Raw genomic sequence first — 19,077 nt, 5'->3', positions numbered from 1 at the left:
ATTTAATCAAAAAATAATTTAAAATTTAATCCTATAGATTTTAATTTACTAAATATATTTTCATATCCTCTGTTTATATAATTTATATTATTTATTATTGTTTCTCCAATTGCAATTGATCCTGCTAATACTAAACTTATAGAAGATCTTAAATCTTTTGCTTCTATAATTGAACCAAATAAATTATTTACTCCATAAAATATTATTTTATTATTTTTTATAATTATATTAGCTCCCATACTTATTAATTCATTTACATGAGTAAATCTATTTTCAAATATATTTTCTATAATATAACTACTTCCTGTACCTATTGAATTTAATATACTAAATTGAGGTTGCATATCTGTAGGAAATCCAGGATATGGAAAAGTGTATAAAGAAACTGATTTAGGTCTTTTACTATTCATATTTAAATTTATAAAATCATTTCCTACATTAATTGAAGCTCCAGTATTTTTTAATTTATTTAAAACTATTTTAAGTCTATCAAATTTTACATTTTCACATGTTATATTTCCTCTAGAAATAGCAGCTGCTATTAAAAATGTTCCTGTTTCTATTCTATCAAATGGTATATAATAAGATTTTCCAATATTATTTAGTTTTTTTTTTCCTATTACTTTAATTTCATTAGTCCCTGCACCAATTATATTAGCACCTAACATATTTAAAAAATTAATAACATCTATTACTTCTGGTTCTTTAGAAGAATTTTTTATTATAGTTGTTCCTTCAGCTAAAATAGCAGCACTTATACTGGTTATTGTAGCACCAACACTTATTTTATTTAAATTAATTATAGATCCAAAAAAACTTCCATTTATTTTTGCACTTATAATATTATTATTTAATTCAAATAAAACACCTAATTTTTTTAAAGCATATATATGTAAATCTATTGGTCTTAATCCTATTGAACAGCCCCCTGGGAAAAAAGTATTAACACAATTAAATCTATATAATAATGGTGCTATAATCCATATAGATGCTCTTATTTTACTGGCAAATTCGTATGGAATTGATGAAGTATTTATAAATTTATTATTTATGTAATAAGTAGAATTACTATATTCTATTTTAGAACCAATATATATTAATAATTTAATTACTATATTAACATCAAATATATTTGGTACATTTTTTATTATAACTTCACCATCTAAAAATAATGAAAGTATAAGTATAGGTAATACTGAATTTTTTGATCCTGATATTTTTATATCTCCTATTAATTTAGATGGTCCTTTTATACAAATTTTATTCATATTAATTATTTTATAAATTTCTTATTATTATATTATAATATATATATATTATAAAATTAAAAAATATATAAATAATTTATATCATATTACTCTTATTTAATTTAAATTTTATATTTAAATATCTATAACTAATAAAATTCCAATTTATTATTTTCCAGAATGATTTAACGTAATTTAATATATTATTTTTATATTTATTTAAATAAGAATGTTCCCATAAATCTAATACTAATATTGGATATCCAAATGTTTTACAAAAATTAAAACCCATTATAGGATTATCATTATTTTTAGTAAATAATATAGATATATTATTATCATTTAATATTAACCATAACCATCCTACACCAAAGGAAGATATAGCATTATATTCAAATTCATTTTTTAATTTATTTATATTTCCAAAAGATTTATTTATGCAATTAATAAGAGAATTATGAATATTATTATTGTATCCTAAACTTTCCCAAAAAAAATTATGATTTATATATCCTCCTATATTATATCTTAATATATTTCTTATTGATCTAGGAAATTTACTTAAATTTTCAATTAAATTAATTAAATTAAAATTATTTAAATAATGTTTTTCTTTTAAAATATTATTTAAATTATCAACATATGATTTATGATAACTAAAATAATGTAATTTCATAGTATCTGTATCTATATATGGTTCAAAATAATTAAAATTAAAATTTAAGTTAGGTAATTTTATATTATTCATTAATTGATACCGAAGGTCGGATTTGAACCGACATATCATTTAAGATAATTGATTTTGAGTCAATTGTGTATGCCTATTCCACCACTTCGGTATTTATATTATTATACTATATAATATAAATTATGATAATATATAAATTATTATTTTATAAAAAATAAAAAAATGAAAAAAATATATAATCCAAAATTTATTGAAAATAAAATATCTAAATTATGGAATAAAAATAAAAATATTATATTTAATAAAAATTTAAATAATAATAATTATTATTCAATAATACTTCCCCCTTTAAATATAACTGGAAATCTTCATATAGGACATGCTTTTCAACATGTAATTATGGATTTTTTAGTTAAATATAATAAAATGATAAAAAAAAATGTTTTATGGCAATCTGGATTAGATCATGCAGGTATAGCAACACAGATAATAATAGAAAAAAAAACAAATATATATAATAATTTGAATAAAAATAAAAATATAAAATTTTTAAACAAAGAAGCTTGGATTTTAAAAGAAAAAGTAAAAAAAAAAATAAAATTTCAAACAAAAAAAATAGGAAATTTTATTGATTTTTCTAATAGTAGATTTACTTTAGATAAAAAATTTAATTATTCAGTTAATTATGCTTTTATTAAATTATATAATAATAATTTAATATATAAAGATACTAAAATAGTTAATTGGGATACAAAAATTGGTAGTGCTATTTCAGATCTAGAAATTTCATATAAAGAATCTTTAAATAAAGTATGGAATATAAAATTTCCATTATTAAATGATGTATCATTTAATAATATAAAAAATAATAAATTTATAATTGTTTCTACAACTAGACCAGAAACAATATTAGGAGATTCAGCAATAGCAATAAATCCTAATGATAATAGATATACAAATTTAATAGGTAAAAAGGTATTAATTCCAATAATAAATAGAATAATACCTATTATATTCGATAGTAGTATAGATATAAATAAAGGAACAGGATGTGTTAAAATAACACCAGGACATAATATAAATGATTATAAAATAGGAATAAAAAATTCTCTTCCAATTATAAATATTTTTAATAAAAATGGGAAAATAAATGAATTTTTAGAATTAATAGATATAAATAATAAACTAAAATATAATTTAGAAAAGGTTCCAACATTATTACAAAATAAAACTATTTTAGAATCTAGAGAAATAATAGTAAAAGAATTATTAAAATTAAATTTAATTGATTCTATTAATAATGAAAAAATAATTATTCCATATAGTAATAAAAGTAATTCTATTGTAGAAAATTTGATAACTAATCAATGGTTTTTAAAAACAAAAGAAATATCATTAGATGCAATAAATGTTATAAAAAATAAGGATATAGAATTTATACCCAAAAAATATGAAAATACATATTTTAATTGGATGAAAAATATAGAAGATTGGTGTATATCAAGACAAATATGGTGGGGACACAATATTCCAGCATGGTATGATAATAATAATAATATATATGTAGGATTTAATGAAATATATATAAGAAAAAAATTTAATTTATCTAAATCATTAATTTTAAAGAAAGATAACGATGTATTAGATACTTGGTTTTCATCTAGTTTATTTATTTTTTCTTCTTTAGGATGGCCTAAATCATATAAAAAAATTAAAAAATTTTATCCAACTAGTATAATAATTAGTGGATTTGATATTATATTTTTTTGGATATCTAGAATAATAATGATGTCAATATATTTTATGAAAGATAATAAAAATATAAAAAATATAGTTCCTTTTAATAAAATATACATAACTGGATTAATTAATGATGAAAATGGGTATAAAATGTCTAAATCTAATGGAAATATTATAGATCCAATAGATATAATAAATGGAATATCATTAGAGAAATTAATAATAAAAAGAACTAGTAATTTATTAAATAAAAATAAGAAAGAATTAATAATAAAATCAACTACAAAAGAATTTCCAAATGGAATAAAATCATATGGTGCTGATTCATTAAGATATGGGTTAATAAAATTATCTTATTCTAATAATAAAAATATTAAATTAAATATAAATTTAATTGATAGTTATAATAAATTTTGTAATAAATTATGGAATGTAAGTTTATTTGTAATAAAAAATACAAATTATACAAATTATAATAAAATAGAATTATCTAATATAAAATTAGATATTAATAAATGGATTTTAGTTAAATTAAATATTTTAATAAAAAATATAAATATAGAAATAAATAATTATAGATTAGATGTATATGGTGAATTAATATATAAATTTATTAAAAATGAATTTTGTAATTGGTATATAGAATTTTCTAAAATTTTGATAGAGAAAAAACAAGAAATAGAAGAAATAAAATATTTTTTAAAATATATATTAATAAATATAATTAAAATATCTCATCCAATAATTCCATTTATAACAGAAGAAATATCACAAAAATTAAATATTAATAAATTATTAATACAACAAGATTTTCCAAAATTTAATAATAACTATATAAATTTAAAATATACATATAAAATAAATATAATAAAAGAAATAATTAAAAAAATAAGAAATATAAAAAGTAAAATAACAAATAATAATTTTAAAATAATTATTAATAATATTAAAATTGAATTAAATGAAAATGATATATATATAATATCTAAATTTGTAAATATATACGAATTATATATAAATTATTATAATTATAATTATAATAATATTATATATAAAGATAATTTAATAAATGACATTAAAATAATATTTTTGACTTAAATATTTCTTTTGTATATTATATTTATAAATTAATTTTATTTTAGGCTTCTTAGCTCAGAGGTTAGAGCAAACGACTCATAATCGTTAGGTCGTTGGTTCAAATCCAACAGAAGCCAAAAATTTTAATCTAAAAATTCTTTTAATATATCTGATCTACTTGGATGTCTTAATTTTTTTAATGCTTTAGCTTCAATTTGTCTTATTCTTTCTCTAGTAACATTAAATTTTTTACCTACTTCTTCTAAAGTATGATCAGATTTCATATCTATACCAAATCTCATTCTTAAAACCTTTTCTTCTCTTGCAGTTAAAGTAGATAATATATTATTTGTAACTAATTTTAAACTTTCTGATGTAGCTTCTTCTATTGGCAAAGTTAATGATGTATCTTCTATAAAATCTCCTATATTAGTATCTTCTTCTCCTATAGGAGTTTCCATAGATATAGGTTCTTTTGCTATTTTCATTATTTTTCTTATTTTATCTTCTGATATTAACATTTTATTAGATAATTCTTCATAAGTAGGTTCTCTACCAAATTCTTGTATTATCTTTCTTGATATTCTATTTAGTTTATTTATAGTCTCTATCATATGGACTGGAATTCTTATTGTTCTTGCATTATCAGCTATAGATCTAGTTATGGATTGTCTTATCCACCAAGTTGCATAAGTTGAAAATTTATATCCTCTTTTATATTGAAATTTATCTACAGCTTTCATTAAACCTATATTACCTTCTTGAATTAAATCTAAGAATTGTAATCCTCTATTTAAATATTTTTTTGATATTGATATAACTAATCTTAAATTAGCTTTTACCATTTTATTTTTTAAATTTTTAAGTTTATATAAATTTATAATTATGTTTTTATTTATATTTTTTATATGATCTATATTTAATCCTACATTTTTTTCTAAATTTTTTAAATAACAAATTGTTTTAAATATTTCATTATTAAATTTTTTTAATTTTTTAGACCATTTATTATTAGAATTAATTTCTTTTTCTAACCAAATAAAATCAATTTTTTTATTTTTATATAAATATTCAAATATATTATTAGATATATTGCATTTATTTATTAATAAATATTTTATATATTGTTCTTTTTCTAATATATCATTATTTATATCACTTATTATATTTACAATATTATTTAGTTCATTTTTTGATAATTTTATTTGTTTAAAAATATTGAATAAATTATTTATTTCTATTATAGATTTATTATCATATCTACCATTTTCTTTTATTAAATTATTTACTATATTAAATTGATTTTTTAAATTAATAATTTTTTTATTTACTAATTTAAAATCTATATCATCATTTTCATATTTTATATTTTTAATAAAAAATTCTTTTTTATTATCTATATAATTTAATCCTGATAAAAATTCAGATAATTTTATTTTTTTAGATTTTACATTTTCATATCTATTAAATATATATATAAATATATTAGTGTATTCAGTTATATTACTATATATTTTGTTATAACTATTTTCTATTTTTTTTGATATATTTATTTCATCGTTTTTATCTAATAAATTAACTAATCCCATTTCTTTCATATATATCTTAACAGGATCTTCTGTATTAATAATATTATTAGTATTTGAATTATTTATATCTGATTTTAATTTATAATTAATATTATTATTTATATCAACATCATTAATAATATTAATATTCATATTTTCTATTTCTTTTATAATTTCATTACTAACATTATCAATATGTTTATATATATAAGATAATTTTATATTACTTTTATTTTTTAATTTATTTATTAATAACTTTAATTTACAATTATTGTTAATATTCATAATTTATTTTGATATAAGTATTAATTTAAAGTGATAATTTAGATAATTCTATATTTAATAACCATATCTTTTTTTTTTCATATTTGTTTAAATCATTTTTTTTACTTTTATAAATTAAATATTTTTGTATTTTTTTTAAAAATAAAATATAAAATTTATTTAATATTTCTAAAAAAATTTCATCTAAAATTTTATAATTTATAATATTATCATCAATTTTATATAAAAAATATAAATATGAATATAAATAATTATATTTATGTAAATATATTATTTTATTAAAATTTATATTATTATTTTTTTTACATAAATCAACTATATTAATTAATAATTTAAAATTAAAATACATACATTTTATATTATATGGAATATAAAATAATCTATATAATTTTATATTTTGTAATAATAAACTTATAATTTTTTGTAATATTGTTAATTTATGTTTTTTATAATTAAAATTATAATTTATTACTTTTAATAAATTTAATCTATTAGTTAATAATAATTTTGATATTAATTCTTTTTTTATTAATTTTTTTGTTAAATTTCCAGGTATTCTATTTGTGTAAAATAAAATTTTTTTTATAAATTTTATTTTTCCATTTATATCAGAAATATATATATCTTTCTTTATAAATTCAAATAATAAATCGTAAAAATTTTTAGAATTATTAATAAATTTATTAAATTCATTAACACCAAATTTTCTTATAAATGAATCAGGATCTTCATTATTAGGTAATTTAATAAACTTAACTACTTTTTCATCTGTTATAAAATTTATTATTTTAATTAATATTCTATAGTACGATTTTATACCTGGTATATCAGAATCATAGCAAAAAATTATATTATTAGTAATTTTAAATATTATTTTTATATGTTCATATGTTAATGAAGTCCCTAAAGAAGCTATAGAAAAATTTATTCCAAAATTTGTTAAAGAAATAACATCTGAATATCCTTCAACAATTAATAATTTTTCTACAAAATTATTTTTATTTAAAATTTTATCTAATCCATATAAAGTATATCTTTTTTTAAATAAAAAATTATTAGAACAATTTATATATTTATATTTATCATTTATTAATGTTCTACCACCAAAAGAAATTATATCTCCATAATTATTAGAAATTGGAAATATTATTCTATTATTTAAAATGTCTATATATTTATTATTTATTTTTTTTATAATACTTAATTTTTCTAATAGTAATAATTTTTCTTTATTATTAATAAATAAATTTGATATTATATTATTAGAAGAATATCCTATATTAAATTTTTTTATTATTGAAAAACTCCATTTTTTAATAATAAAAAAAGTTTTTAATTTTTCATTAAATTTTTTCCTTAAATTTTCATAATAAATATGTGAAATTTCTTCTAATAATTTTATATATTTAATATTTTTATTATTTATATTTTTTTCTTTTAAATCTATATTTATATTATTAATTAATGATAATTCTTTTATAGATTCTATAAAGCTTAATTTATTAAAATCCATTAAAAATTTTATAGAATTTCCACTTATTCCACATCCAAAACAGTAATAAAATTTATCTATTTTATTTATAGAAAACGATGGTTTTCTTTCTTTATGGAATGGACATAAAGAAAAAAATGAATTACCAACTTTTTTTACAGAAATTTTAGATTTTATTAAATTTAATAAATTGGTTTTATCTAATATTTCTTTTATTAAAAATTTAGATATTTTTTTATAATAAAAAATCATTAAATATTAAATTTTATATTATTTTTTTTTTTTTAAAGAATCTTTTATTTTTTTTCTTTTTGTACTAGGTTTTTCATAAAATTCTCTTTTTTTTATTTCAGATAAAATTCCAGATTTTTCACATAATCTTTTGAATCTTCTCAAAGCTAATTCAAATGGTTCATTGTTACTTATTTTTATGAATGGCATATAATATTAATATAACTAATTATATAAATGATAAAAGTATTAAATTTTATATAATATAAATAATAACATAAAAATTTAAAATAATTAAATGAAAATATTAGGAATAGAAACATCTTGTGATGAAACAGGAGTATCAATATATGATAGTAATAACGGAGTTATTTTTAACAAAACATATAGTAGTAAAAAAATACATTCAAAATATGGTGGAGTAATACCTGAGTTAGCATCAAAAAATCATATAATAAATATTATAAAAATAATTAATAATATATATAAAAAAAACTTCTATAAAAATATAGATAAAATTGCATATACAGCAGGACCTGGATTATTTAGTTCACTAATAATAGGAGCAACTATAGGATCTACTTTAGCATACTCTTGGAATATAGATTCTATTCCTATAAATCATTTGGAAGGACATATATTATCTCCATTTATAGAAACAAATAATATAAAATTTCCATTTGTAAGTTTATTAATATCTGGTGGAAATACTCAATTAATATACTCAAATAAATTAGGTAAATATAAAATTATAGGTAAAACTGTAGATGATGCTGTTGGTGAAGTATATGATAAAATTGCTAATATATTAGGTATTAATTATCCAGGGGGTAAAGAAATATCAAATTTAGCAAAATATGGAAGAAATATATATAAATTTCCAAGACCTATGATTAATAATAATAAATATAAACTAAATTTTAGTTTTTCTGGATTAAAAACACACATATATAAATTAATAAAAAAAAATAATAATATAAATTATCAAACAAAATGTGATATTGCATTAGAATTTGAAAATTCTGTGATAGATATTTTATTAAAAAAATGTGAATTATCAATAATTAAAACAAAATCTAAAATATTAACTGTATCAGGAGGTGTAGTTTCTAACAAAAATATAAGAAATAAATTATTATCATTAGAAAATAAATTAAAAATAAAAGTACTTTTTCCAAATAGAAAATATTTTACAGATAATGGTGCTATGATAGCATATGTTGGATATTTAAAAAGTAATATTATAAAAAATAATAAATTAAATATTTTTGTAAATAATAAATGGTCTTTAGAAGATATTTAATAATATTTATATACTTTTAAAATTATTAACTTTAATCCATTTTTTTAAAGTATTTACTTGTTCATTTATTATAATTTCTTTAGTATTTTTATAATTATTAATATTTTTTATTATTTTTTTTATATCTACAGAATTTATTATTTTCCATATTTTAATCATATATTTATTTTTATTATATAAATTATTGTTTTTATCTATAAAAAATATTCTTATATCTTTATATATAAATGTTATTTGTATTAAAAAAAATAAATTTTTTATATTTTTATTAATATTTAAATCATGAAATAATTTTACTATTTTATATTCATTTAATAATTCTATTTTATTTATTAAAAAAATATTATCTATTATTTTTATAGCAAATATTTTTAATTTTTTGGATAAATTAAATCTATTAAATATAGAAATTATTATATTTTTTTTATTTAAAATAAATTTACTATAATTTATTTTAAAATTTTTTAGTTTTAATTCATTTATTTTATAAATTATTAATATATATATTAAAGAATAAAATCTTAATATAAAATCTAAATTTAGATATTTAATTTTTTTTATTACTTTTAATATTTTATAAAAATTTTTTATTTTATCAGAATTTATATCTAATAAATTAAAAAATTCTGGTAATATACAATATAATGCTTTACATTTATTTAAAATATAAAAAAAAAATTCAGGGTTTTTAGTTAACATAGATTTTTTTATTTCTTGTAATATTCTTTCTGAAGATAAATAAGATAATTCACCGCTTTTAACAATCAATTTCATCAAATTTAATGTTTCATCAAATATTTTAAATTTTAAGTGATATAAATACGAATAAAATCTAGCCACTCTTAAAACTCTTAATGGATCATCTTTAAAATTATTTGATATGTGTTTTATTAATTTATTTTCTATATCTTTTATTCCAAAATAAGGATCTATAATTTTTCCATTTTTATCTTCAGCTATAGCATTTATAGTAATATCCCTTCTATATAAATCTTCTTCTATAGAAACATTTAAAGAAAAACAATCAAAACCATTATGTCCATGTCCAATTTTTATTTCTGTTCTAGCTAAAGCATATTCTTCATTAGATATTGGATGTATAAATACAGGGAAAAATTTACCAACTTTTTTAAATCCTAATTTTAACATTTCTTCTGAAGAAGATCCTACAACAACCCAATCTTTTTCTTTAACTGGAAGAAATAGAAATCTATTTCTTATTGCTCCACCAACTAAATATATTTTCAAAATAATATAATATTTATATTGTTAAATTATTAATCTTTTTCATTATTCTAGATTTATATCTAGATACTTTATTTTTATGAATTAATCTTTTACTGGATTGACTATCTATATAAGATTGAAATTTTATAAATATTTTTTTTAATTCTTCTTTATTATTATCTAATAAATAAATATTAATTTTTCTTATAAAATTTTTTATTATAGATTTTTTACTATTATTTATTAATTCATTTTTTTTATATTTATTTTTTATTTTTTTTAAATCTTTATTAACTAACAATTTTTACCTCATTGTATTAAGAAAATTAGTATTATAATATATAATTATATTGTCATTTTATATTTAAATAATTTAATATTAAATATATTATATATTTTAGTAATAGTAAATAATAAATATGAATAAAAATTATAAAAATACTTTGAATTTACCTAAAACATTGTTTCCTATGAAAGGTAATTTAATAAAAAATGAAATAAAAATTTTATATAAATGGAATAAAAATAATATATATGATTTAATACAGAAAAGTAAACTTAATAAAAAAATATTTTTATTACATGATGGCCCTCCATATGCTAATGGAAATATACATATGGGACATGCTTTAAATAAAATTATAAAAGATATAATTATAAAATCTAAAAATTTATCTGGAATGAATGCTCCTTATATTGTTGGATGGGATTGTCACGGATTACCAATAGAATCAAAAATTGAAAATATAAATAATGAAAAAATAAATAAAAAAGAATTTAGATTAAAATGTAGAAAATATGTAATTCAACAAATAGATATACAAAAATCAGATTTTATTAGATTAGGTATATTTGCAGATTGGAAAAATTCATATTTAACTATGAATTTTAAAACAATTTCAAATATAATAAAAATATTTGGAAAATTAGTAAAATTAAATTATATAAAATCAGGTATTAAACCTATATATTGGTGTATTAATTGTAAATCAGTTTTATCTGAATCAGAAATTATATATAAAAATATAACATCAAAATCTTTATATATTAAATTTTATATTAAAAATATAAATTATGCTAATAAAATATTAAATATAGATAATTATAAAGTATCATTAGTAATATGGACAACAACTCCATGGACATTACCAGATAATGAAGCTATATCTATAAATCCTAATATTTATTATAATTTAATAGAATATAATGATGAAATAATTATATTATCATGTAATTCATTAAATAATTTTATAAAAGAAAATAATATAAAAAATTTTATTAATATAAAAAAAATATTAGGTAAATATATATTAAATTTTATGTGTATTAATCCTATAAATAATAATACAGTACCTGTAATTTTTGATGAAAGTATAAATATAGAATTTGGTACTGGTATAGTTCATATAGCTCCAGGACATGGACAAACTGATTATGAAATTGGTTTAAAATTTAATTTAAATATAAAAAATTCTATAAATAAATATGGATATTATAATGATAATACACATAAATTATTAGATAAAAAATTTATATTTGATTCTATTTTAGATATTATAAATATATTAAAAGAAAATAATTCATTATTATTTATTAAAAATTATATTCATAAATATGCATTTTGTTATAGACATAATTATAAAATAATATTTAGGGTAACTAATCAGTGGTTTATAGATTTAGAAAATAATAATTTAAAAAACAATATAATAAATGAAATAAATAAAATAAGATGGATACCTAAATGGGGTAAAAATTATATTAAAGAAATGATAATTAAAAGAAAAGAGTGGTGTATATCTCGTCAAAGAAATTGGGGTATACCAATAACATTAATCATTAACAAATATAATAATAAATTACATCCTGATATAGATATTATAATAGAAAAAATTTCTAATATTATAGAAAAATATGGTATTCAATCATGGTGGGATATTAATTTATGTGAATTAACAGAAAATTATAAAGATTATGTAAAAGTATATGATGTTTTAGATGTATGGTTTGATTCTGGAACCACATTTTTTTCTGTAGTAAAAGATATTGATAAATTTAAAGATAAAAATTATATAGATTTATGTGTTGAAGGAATAGATCAATATAGAGGTTGGTTTATGTCATCATTATTAATATCTATTGCGTTAAATAATAAATCATCATATAAAAATATATTAACACATGGATTTGTTATAGATAAAAATAAAAAAAAAATGTCTAAATCGATTGGAAATATAATAAATCCTAATGAATTAATTAAAAAATTTGGATCTGATATAATTAGATTGTGGGTATCTTCGTCTGATTATAAAAAAAATATATCAGTTTCATATGAAATTTTAGATAGAGTATCTGATAATTATAAAAAAATAAGAAATACTATTAGATTTTTATTATCTAATTTATATGATTTTGATTATAATAAAGATTATATAAATTATGAAAATATGGTTCAAATAGATTTATGGATATTAAAAAAAACTTATTTTTTACAAAAAAAAATAATTTATTTATATAATTCATATAATTTTTGTAATGTTTTAGATCATATAATAAATTTTTGTTCAGTTGATTTGAGTTCAAATTATTTAGAAATAATAAAAGATAGACAATATACTTTAGGGAAAGATTCTATTCCAAGAAGAAGTTGTCAAACATCTATATTTTATATATTAGAATCTTTAGTTAGATGGATATCTCCAATATTATCTTTTACATCAGAAGAAATATGGGAATATATTCCTGGAAATAGATCTAAATCTATATTTACAGAAGAATGGTTTAATAAATTAAAAAATATAAATAAATATAAAATATTAAGTAATAAAATATGGAATTTTATATTTAATATAAAAAATGAAATAAATAAAAAAATAGAAATAATTAAAAAACATAAAGTTATAAATAGTAATTTAGAATTACATATATATCTATATTTGGATAAATATTTATTTAATGAAATAAAATTATTAAAAAATGAATTACATTATATATTTATAACTTCTAAAGTAACAATTAATAAAATTGAAAATTTTCCAGAAAAAATTAAAGATTTTATACATATAGGTAATAATAAGATATTTTTAGATAAAATTAATGGAATAAAATGTAATAGATGTTGGCATTTATGTGAAGTAAATAATAAAATAAATTATAAAAAAGAAGATTATATATGTAATAGATGTTTTAATAATATGAATAATATAAATGAAATAAGAAAATTTGTATAATTATTTATTTTTACTTATTTTTTAAATAAAAAAATAATAATTTTATAAATTGATTAATAGATAAATTTTCTGCTCTTAAATTTAAATTAATAAAATTTAATTTTTCTAATAAAATTAAATTATTAATATTAAATAAATTTTTTAAATTATTTTTAATTATTTTTCTTTTGTTACAAAAAAGTATTCTTGATATTTTTTTTAAAAAAAATAAATATTTTATAGACAAATTTTTTTTTTTAGGAATTATTTTAATTATTGAAGAATAAACTTTAGGTTTCGGATAAAATGAATTAGGATGTATATTTTTATATATAATATTAATATTAAAAAAACATCTAATTAATATATTAGATTTACATAATTTATTACTAATTAATTTTTCTGATAATTCTCTTTGAATCATAAAATGAATATCATGTATTATATTATAATATTTAATACAATTTATAATTATTAATAATGAATTATTATATGGTAAATTACCAAATATTCTTAATTTATCATATTTATTTTTAATTAATTTATTATAATTAAAAAATCTAGCATCTTCATTATATAATATAATTTTATTACTATTAATATTTAATAATCTAATCAATTTATTAGATATATTTTTATCTATTTCTATTAAAGTTAATAAATTTAAATACTTAATAATTGGTAATGTTATAGATCCTAAACCGGGCCCGATTTCAACTATATTTTGATAATATTTAGGATTTATATTTTTAATTATAAAATTTATAATATTTATATCTTTAAGAAAAATTTGATCAAATTTATTATTTCTCATAAATATAAAAAATATATAATAAATTAATATTTAATTATATATTTTTATATATGTCAATTTTTTATTATTTTCTATCCATTGTTCTAATTCTTTTGAGAATTTTTTATTAAAAATGTATTCATATATATATTTTTTCTTTATAAATTCACCATATTTTACATTTCTTGTATTTACTAATTTTATTAAATTCCAACTCTTATTAGAAAAAAATGGTTTACTAATTTCTCCAATTTTTAATTTATTTATTTCATTTATAAAATCTTTATTATAAATATTTATTATATACCATCCTACATTTCCTCCGTTATTAGAAGATACATTATCTTCTGAATATTTTTTAGCAGCTTCAGAAAATGAAATTTTATTATTTTTTATATCTTTATATATACTATCAACTTTATCTTTTATTTCTTTTGTTAAATCTTTATCTTTTATTAATATATTAGATATATTAACTTCATTAACTAATCTAGAGAAATTTTCTTTATGTATTTTATTTATTTTTATTAAATACATATTATTATCTACTACTATTGGATCAACAACAAACTTTTCTTTATTAATTTTATTAAAATAAGGTATATAAATACTATTTAAATTTTTTAATTTTATATCTTTATATTCATTTATCTTTACATTTTTATTATAAACATTAATAAATTTTTTTATTATATCTAAAGAATAATTATTTTTAAGCATAAATAATAAATTATTAATAAAACTTTTATTATTAATATTTATATTTAATTTAGATTTTTCATTAAAAGGTACATATATTTCATAAAAATCATAACTTGTAAATAAATCTAATATTTTATTAGAATCTATATTTTTATACATATCTAAAATTTCTTTATCAGTAACATCAATTAATTTTCTTATTTCTTTATTATATAAAATATTATTAGTTATTTTTCTTTTAATAAAATCTTTATAATAATTTATATTAATATTATTAAGACTAATTCTTTTTAAAAAAACATCTTTACTAATAGAGTTTTGATTTGCTATATTTTCTATAAATCTATTAACATCAGAATTATTAACTAAAATATTTTTTTCTAATGCAATTTGATAACTCATTTTATCTATTATTAATTGATTTAATAAAATATTATCTAATTTAGAATTATCTACTTCTTTTTTAAATGATCCATCTAATTCTATTAATTTCTTAAAATTATTTAATTCACTTTTTAAAATTACTAAATTATTTACAACTGCAACTATTTCATCAACGGTTTTACATTTACAGTTTAAATTACTAAAACCAAATAAAAATACATATACTATTAATAATAATTTATTCATATTATTTCTCTTTAAATTATTTAAAATATATTTATTAGATTAATATAAATAATAAAAAATTTAATAAATATTAATTATTAATAACAATATATATCTAATATAAATAAAAATCAATATTTATTAATTAAATAAATTTTTTATATCATTAAATATATTACTTTCTTTAAATCCAAAATATTCATGCAATTCATCTATACTTCCAGATTTACCAAATGTTTTAATTCCTATTATTTTTCCATTATTTTCTAAATATTTATACCAAAAATTAGAATAACTAGCTTCTATTATTATTTTTTTAGATTTTTTCGGTAATACATCATAATAATAAGATTTATTTTGTAAATCAAATACACTAGTAGAAGGAATTGATACTAATCTAGTTTTAATTTTTTTTTTACTTAAAAGAATATATAAATTATAAGATAATTCAATTTCAGATCCTGTAGATATTATTGTTATATCAGGATATTCATTACAACTTTTAACTATATATCCACCTTTATATATATTAAAAATATTATTTATTAATAAATTATTAGAATATATATTTTGTCTAGATAGTATTAATGCTGTAGGACCATCTAATCTTTCTATCGCATATTTCCATGCTATAACTGTTTCTATTTGATTAAATGGACGCCATATATGTAAATTAGGTATTAATCTTAAAGAATCTAATTGTTCTACAGGTTGATGAGTTGGTCCATCTTCACCTATAAATACAGAATCATGACTATATATATGTATACTTCTTAATTTCATTAACGCAGACATTCTTACAGCACTTTTAGCATAATCCATAAAAGATAAAAAGGTACCGCCATATGGAATAAATCCATTATATATTGAAATACCATTATTTATAGCTGTCATACCAAATTCTCTAACTCCATAATTTATATAATTCCCATATGAAAATTTATCTATTGGAATAGATTTTGAACAATTTGTTAATACACTAGAAGTTAAATCTGAAGAACCACCTATTAATTCTGGTAATTTACTAACAAATTTTTCTATAACATTTTGTGATGCTTTTCTTGTAGATATATTTTCTAAATTATTTTTTATGTCTGAAATTATTTTTTCATTATATTCATTCCAATCTTTAGGTAATTCTTTATTTATTCTTCTATTTAATTCATTAAATAATTCTGGAAATTTTAATTTATATTTAAACAACATTTTATTCCAATTATTTTCTTTTTTAATACCTACTTTAACTGAATTCCATTCATTATATATTTCTTTAGGTATATAAAATGGTTCATAATTCCAATTTAAAAATTTTCTAGTATTTATTGATTCTTCCTTACCTAAAGGTGTTCCATGAATTTTATAGTCACCACATTTATTAGGAGATCCATATCCTATTAATGTATTACATATTATTAAATTTGGTTTATTAGATTTTTTAGCATTATATATAGAATTAAATATAGATTTACTATCATGTCCATTTATATTTATAACATTCCAATCATATGATAAAAATCTATTTTTTGTATCATCTATAAACCAATTTTCAGTATTACCATCTATAGATACATTATTTTTATCATAAAAAACAATTAATTTATTTAATTTTAATTTACCAGCTAATGAACATACCTCATGTGATATTCCTTCCATTAAACATCCATCTCCAACAAATACATATGTATTATGATTTATAATATTAAAATTATTTTTATTAAATTGACTTGATAATGTTTTTTCTGCTATAGCAAATCCTACAGCGTTAGCTAATCCTTGACCTAATGGTCCAGTTGTAACTTCTATACCTTCAGTATGAGAATATTCTGGATGTCCAGGTGTTTTAGAATTTAATTTTCTAAAATTTTTTAAATCTGATATAGATATATTATATCCAGTAAGATGTAATACACTATATAATAAAGCTGAACAATGTCCATTTGATAATACAAATCTATCTCTATTAATCCATTTAGGGTTTTTAGGATTATGATTAATAAAATCTCTCCATAAAACTTCAAATATATCAGACATTCCCATAGGAGCACCAGGATGTCCTGATTTTGCATTTTCAACCATATCCATACTTAATATTCTTAATGCATTAGATAATATATTTCTTAAAATCATACTTTTCCTCTATATAATATTTGAATATATATAAATATATTATATTAATAATATTTTAAAGTAAATAGTTTAATTAAGTATTATATATTTGTTTTATTTTTAATGATGAAGGATTTATGTAAATTTTTTTAAGTAAATAATCAATAATTAAAAAATCTCCATTTTTTATAAAATTAAAAATATTTTTTACTTTTAAAAAAATATATTCATTATTAAAAAATATATATTTTTTTTTAAAATTATTAGTAAAATAGTTATCTTCAATTAGTATATATTTAACATTTAAAAAAATAAATTTTATTATATACAATAAAGAAATATTTTTTACTAAAAGTATTGAATTTTCATTATTATTAATATATTTATTTAAAATTAAATTATTAAATATAACATTTATTATAAAATTACCTATATATATTAAATTATTATTATATTCAACATCATTTTCTTTATTAAATTCATTATTAAGTGTTAATATTAATGATTTAACTGAATTAAATGAATTATTTTTAATCATTAATATTGATTTATATAAAATATTTTTATTTTCTAATATATATATTATGTTCTTTATTTTTTTTTTAAATTCAATATTACCTATATATTTATTTACCTTAAAAAAGTTGATTTTAAATTGATTTAATATAAATTTAAATTTCTTTTTTAAAAAAATTATTTCTTTATATTTGTTAAATATTTTTTTATTAAATAAGTTATTATATTCATCACATAAAATAACTGCGGTTCCATAATATTTTTTTTTTATTTTCATAATTAAA

14 protein-coding genes and 2 tRNA genes are annotated in these 19,077 nt (G+C 16.1%); 4 read left to right on the top strand and 12 right to left on the bottom strand.

Annotation, left to right across the window (positions count from 1 at the left end):
- Positions 1 to 2: 2 nt before the first annotated feature.
- From murA to NARPIN1_RS00950, 3 genes are all read right to left on the bottom strand, one after another.
- The gene (gene murA / locus NARPIN1_RS00960; protein WP_130579330.1) at positions 3 to 1,268 is read right to left on the bottom strand and encodes a UDP-N-acetylglucosamine 1-carboxyvinyltransferase; all 1,266 of its coding nucleotides are present in this window, start codon (positions 1,266 to 1,268) and stop codon (positions 3 to 5) included.
- Positions 1,269 to 1,344: 76 nt separating this feature from the next.
- Positions 1,345 to 1,995, bottom strand: a complete 651-nt coding sequence (locus NARPIN1_RS00955) for a Fe-Mn family superoxide dismutase (RefSeq protein WP_172597010.1) — start codon at positions 1,993 to 1,995, stop codon at positions 1,345 to 1,347.
- 7 nt (positions 1,996 to 2,002) lie between these two features.
- Positions 2,003 to 2,086, bottom strand: a tRNA-Leu gene (locus tag NARPIN1_RS00950).
- A 71-nt stretch (positions 2,087 to 2,157) separates the two neighbouring features.
- On the opposite strand from NARPIN1_RS00950, the gene NARPIN1_RS00945 reads away from it, so the two are divergent.
- Positions 2,158 to 4,773, top strand: a complete 2,616-nt coding sequence (locus NARPIN1_RS00945; protein WP_130579326.1) for a valine--tRNA ligase — start codon at positions 2,158 to 2,160, stop codon at positions 4,771 to 4,773.
- Between the two features lie 43 nt (positions 4,774 to 4,816).
- Positions 4,817 to 4,889 (top strand) — tRNA-Ile (locus tag NARPIN1_RS00940).
- Positions 4,890 to 4,895: 6 nt separating this feature from the next.
- On the opposite strand, the gene rpoD is transcribed toward NARPIN1_RS00940, so the two are convergent.
- From rpoD to rpsU, 3 genes are read right to left on the bottom strand one after another with little or no spacing between them, the layout of a single operon-like run.
- Entirely contained in the window at positions 4,896 to 6,605 is a 1,710-nt protein-coding gene (rpoD, locus tag NARPIN1_RS00935) for an RNA polymerase sigma factor RpoD (protein WP_130579324.1), read from the bottom strand.
- A gap of 25 nt (positions 6,606 to 6,630) precedes the next feature.
- On the bottom strand, positions 6,631 to 8,349 hold the full coding sequence (dnaG, locus tag NARPIN1_RS00930; RefSeq protein ID WP_130579321.1) for a DNA primase: 1,719 nt from the start codon (positions 8,347 to 8,349) through the stop codon (positions 6,631 to 6,633).
- 18 nt (positions 8,350 to 8,367) lie between these two features.
- Positions 8,368 to 8,538 (bottom strand): 30S ribosomal protein S21, encoded by a 171-nt coding sequence (rpsU, locus tag NARPIN1_RS00925; RefSeq protein ID WP_130579319.1) that lies wholly within the window; start codon positions 8,536 to 8,538, stop codon positions 8,368 to 8,370.
- Positions 8,539 to 8,626: 88 nt separating this feature from the next.
- On the opposite strand from rpsU, the gene tsaD reads away from it, so the two are divergent.
- The gene (gene tsaD / locus NARPIN1_RS00920) at positions 8,627 to 9,631 is read left to right on the top strand and encodes a tRNA (adenosine(37)-N6)-threonylcarbamoyltransferase complex transferase subunit TsaD (protein WP_130579317.1); all 1,005 of its coding nucleotides are present in this window, start codon (positions 8,627 to 8,629) and stop codon (positions 9,629 to 9,631) included.
- A 6-nt stretch (positions 9,632 to 9,637) separates the two neighbouring features.
- Here tsaD and NARPIN1_RS00915 read toward each other — a convergent pair whose 3' ends face one another.
- Both NARPIN1_RS00915 and rpsT read right to left on the bottom strand, forming a co-directional pair.
- Positions 9,638 to 10,879 (bottom strand): tRNA nucleotidyltransferase/poly(A) polymerase-related protein, encoded by a 1,242-nt coding sequence (locus tag NARPIN1_RS00915; protein ID WP_130579315.1) that lies wholly within the window; start codon positions 10,877 to 10,879, stop codon positions 9,638 to 9,640.
- Between the two features lie 13 nt (positions 10,880 to 10,892).
- On the bottom strand, positions 10,893 to 11,159 hold the full coding sequence (gene rpsT, locus NARPIN1_RS00910; protein WP_130579313.1) for a 30S ribosomal protein S20: 267 nt from the start codon (positions 11,157 to 11,159) through the stop codon (positions 10,893 to 10,895).
- A gap of 118 nt (positions 11,160 to 11,277) precedes the next feature.
- Here rpsT and ileS point away from each other — a divergent pair, with 118 nt between their 5' ends.
- The gene (ileS, locus tag NARPIN1_RS00905) at positions 11,278 to 14,088 is read left to right on the top strand and encodes an isoleucine--tRNA ligase (RefSeq protein ID WP_130579311.1); all 2,811 of its coding nucleotides are present in this window, start codon (positions 11,278 to 11,280) and stop codon (positions 14,086 to 14,088) included.
- A 10-nt stretch (positions 14,089 to 14,098) separates the two neighbouring features.
- Here ileS and rsmA read toward each other — a convergent pair whose 3' ends face one another.
- The 4 genes from rsmA to NARPIN1_RS00885 all read right to left on the bottom strand — a co-directional run bounded on the left by rsmA (position 14,099) and on the right by NARPIN1_RS00885 (position 19,070).
- On the bottom strand, positions 14,099 to 14,881 hold the full coding sequence (rsmA, locus tag NARPIN1_RS00900; protein ID WP_130579309.1) for a 16S rRNA (adenine(1518)-N(6)/adenine(1519)-N(6))-dimethyltransferase RsmA: 783 nt from the start codon (positions 14,879 to 14,881) through the stop codon (positions 14,099 to 14,101).
- 30 nt (positions 14,882 to 14,911) lie between these two features.
- Positions 14,912 to 16,192, bottom strand: a complete 1,281-nt coding sequence (locus tag NARPIN1_RS00895) for a peptidylprolyl isomerase (protein WP_130579307.1) — start codon at positions 16,190 to 16,192, stop codon at positions 14,912 to 14,914.
- Between the two features lie 120 nt (positions 16,193 to 16,312).
- Entirely contained in the window at positions 16,313 to 18,298 is a 1,986-nt protein-coding gene (gene tkt / locus NARPIN1_RS00890) for a transketolase (protein ID WP_130579305.1), read from the bottom strand.
- A 73-nt stretch (positions 18,299 to 18,371) separates the two neighbouring features.
- Positions 18,372 to 19,070: a hypothetical protein gene (locus NARPIN1_RS00885; RefSeq protein ID WP_130579303.1), complete on the bottom strand. Its 699-nt coding sequence runs from the start codon at positions 19,068 to 19,070 to the stop codon at positions 18,372 to 18,374.
- Positions 19,071 to 19,077: the final 7 nt, after the last annotated feature.

The sequence above is a fragment of the endosymbiont of Pachyrhynchus infernalis genome, assembly GCF_004296515.1.
Classification (GTDB): domain Bacteria; phylum Pseudomonadota; class Gammaproteobacteria; order Enterobacterales; family Enterobacteriaceae; genus Nardonella.
This window is presented reverse-complemented; position numbering and strand designations above follow the sequence as displayed.

Bases quoted from the DNA above. Each gene is read 5' to 3' on its own strand.
- dnaG (WP_130579321.1), bottom strand. From the start codon at position 8,349: ATGATTTTTTATTATAAAAAAATATCTAAATTTTTAATAAAAGAAATA.
- NARPIN1_RS00885 (WP_130579303.1), bottom strand. From the start codon at position 19,070: ATGAAAATAAAAAAAAAATATTATGGAACCGCAGTTATTTTATGTGAT.
- tkt (WP_130579305.1), bottom strand. From the start codon at position 18,298: ATGATTTTAAGAAATATATTATCTAATGCATTAAGAATATTAAGTATG.
- murA (WP_130579330.1), bottom strand. From the start codon at position 1,268: ATGAATAAAATTTGTATAAAAGGACCATCTAAATTAATAGGAGATATA.
- NARPIN1_RS00895 (WP_130579307.1), bottom strand. From the start codon at position 16,192: ATGAATAAATTATTATTAATAGTATATGTATTTTTATTTGGTTTTAGT.
- NARPIN1_RS00955 (WP_172597010.1), bottom strand. From the start codon at position 1,995: ATGAATAATATAAAATTACCTAACTTAAATTTTAATTTTAATTATTTT.
- rsmA (WP_130579309.1), bottom strand. From the start codon at position 14,881: ATGAGAAATAATAAATTTGATCAAATTTTTCTTAAAGATATAAATATT.
- ileS (WP_130579311.1), top strand. From the start codon at position 11,278: ATGAATAAAAATTATAAAAATACTTTGAATTTACCTAAAACATTGTTT.
- NARPIN1_RS00945 (WP_130579326.1), top strand. From the start codon at position 2,158: ATGAAAAAAATATATAATCCAAAATTTATTGAAAATAAAATATCTAAA.
- rpsU (WP_130579319.1), bottom strand. From the start codon at position 8,538: ATGCCATTCATAAAAATAAGTAACAATGAACCATTTGAATTAGCTTTG.
- tsaD (WP_130579317.1), top strand. From the start codon at position 8,627: ATGAAAATATTAGGAATAGAAACATCTTGTGATGAAACAGGAGTATCA.
- rpoD (WP_130579324.1), bottom strand. From the start codon at position 6,605: ATGAATATTAACAATAATTGTAAATTAAAGTTATTAATAAATAAATTA.